General features: G+C 70.9%; 2 protein-coding genes and 1 pseudogene. All 3 read right to left on the bottom strand.

The genetic code is table 11. From position 1 onward, the window contains the following. Nucleotides 1–399 precede the first annotated feature (399 nt). Nucleotides 400–711 carry an SCO5918 family protein gene (locus ACGFZK_RS37290; RefSeq protein WP_393853274.1) on the bottom strand — a complete coding sequence of 104 codons (312 nt, stop codon included), beginning with the start codon at nt 709–711 and terminating at the stop codon, nt 400–402. A 50-nt stretch (nt 712–761) separates the two neighbouring features. Next, complete coding sequence (locus ACGFZK_RS37285) at nt 762–1,166, bottom strand: CBS domain-containing protein (protein WP_393853273.1); 405 nt, start codon at nt 1,164–1,166, stop codon at nt 762–764. Nucleotides 1,167–1,212: 46 nt separating this feature from the next. Further along, nucleotides 1,213–1,572 (bottom strand): annotated as a pseudogene (locus ACGFZK_RS37280) (ATP-dependent helicase); the annotation flags it as partial.

Genomic DNA, 1,572 nt, shown 5'->3' with positions numbered 1-1,572 from the left:
CCCCTGATCACTGCGGGCCACCCGGTCCGGTCGTCAGTCCCGTCGCCGTCCTTCAACCGCTCTGGCTTCGACACTCCACCACCGCACCGCACTGCTGGACTGCAACTACCTGTACTGCGGGTACTTCTGCCCGGCAGTTCGTCTCTGCCGGGCCCTGCGGTCTCTCTGGCTACGAGAGAAACCATAGCCACACCACCGCCCAATGTCTACTCCGGCCAACTTAGTTTTTCGTGCAGCCACTGAGGAGGTAATCGGTGTCGCCCGCGAGGGGGCGGACGTGCGGGGGCGCCTCCGGGTTGGCGCCCGCCTCCCCCGGTAGGGCAACGCCGGAGGCCCGACCGGCGCGTGCCGGTCGGGCCCTCCTTGGTGTTCGCGTGCCGGCTCGCGCCGTCCCGTCGGTCAGACGGGCACCGGTGTGCCGAGCATCGCGGAAGCCTGCTGGAGCGGGCTGAGCACCCGGGTGGGTGCGGAGGCCCGGGGGAGGCCGCGGCAGGTGAACCCGAGCTGGGTCATGGCCCGGAGGACCTCACCGGCGCTGAAGTCACGGCGGTCCTGGCGGGTAATGACCTGGCCGACCTGCTTGACGGGGTAGGTACGGCGACCGATGATCACGGACTCGCCGATGACCTGTTCGGGCTTGACGCCCTTCATCGACTCCAGGACACCGCTCTTGGTCAGGTCGAACGGGAAGCGGGCGATGACACAGCGCATGAGGCCTCACAGGCAGAAGGAGGGGAGGGTGGTGCCGCGGGTGGGGCGGTTCAGCGGGCGAGGGCGAGGACACCCAGGGCGCTGCCCTGCTCGTCGACGACGGGCAGGGCGTCGAGCTTGCGGTAGCGCATCGCGTGCTCGGCTTCGGCCATCGTGGTCCTGGGCGAGGCGAACGGCCCGCGCTCGCCGATCACAGCGCGCAGACGCACCTGGTCCGTGTACGCCGCGCCGTCTCGGACGGCGGCGAGCCGGGAACGGGTGACCAGCCCGGTGCACAGGCCGTCCTCGTCGCAGACGAGCAGATGGTCCGCGCGGGCACCGGCCATGACGGCCAGCGCCACCTCGACCGTCATGTCGTCACAGACCTGCGGTCCGGCCGCACCCATGGCATCGTCCACCGTCCGGTGCACCGGGTTGGCACTTGCCGAGCGGGGCTGCATCTGGACCAGCGTCACAACGTGCCTCCTGCAGAGATGGGTCAGTCTTCTGATCACGTGCTGTTCAGGCGGCCGCGTCGAAGGCGGACTGCCGCACGCTCACGCGACGGGCAGCCGCAACGGGCCGCCGCCTGCCGCGGGAGGCCGCACCGCGCTTGGCGCGTTCGGCGACCGGTGCCGTGATGACCACGGGGATCCCGGAGGGGGCCTGGGCGCCGGTGATCCGGTTGAGGGCCTCGTCGCCGGAGCGGACCTGGGTGGTCTGCGGCACGATCCCGGCAGCCTGCATGAGACGGGTCATGTCGCGGCGCTGGTTGGGCGTGACCAGGGTGACGACGCTGCCGGACTCACCGGCGCGGGCGGTGCGGCCGCCGCGGTGGAGGTAGTCCTTGTGGTCGGTGGGCGGGTCCACGTTGACGACGAG

It is taken from the genome of Streptomyces sp. NPDC048257 (assembly GCF_043201855.1).
Classification (GTDB): Bacteria; Actinomycetota; Actinomycetes; order Streptomycetales; family Streptomycetaceae; genus Streptomyces.
This window is presented reverse-complemented; position numbering and strand designations above follow the sequence as displayed.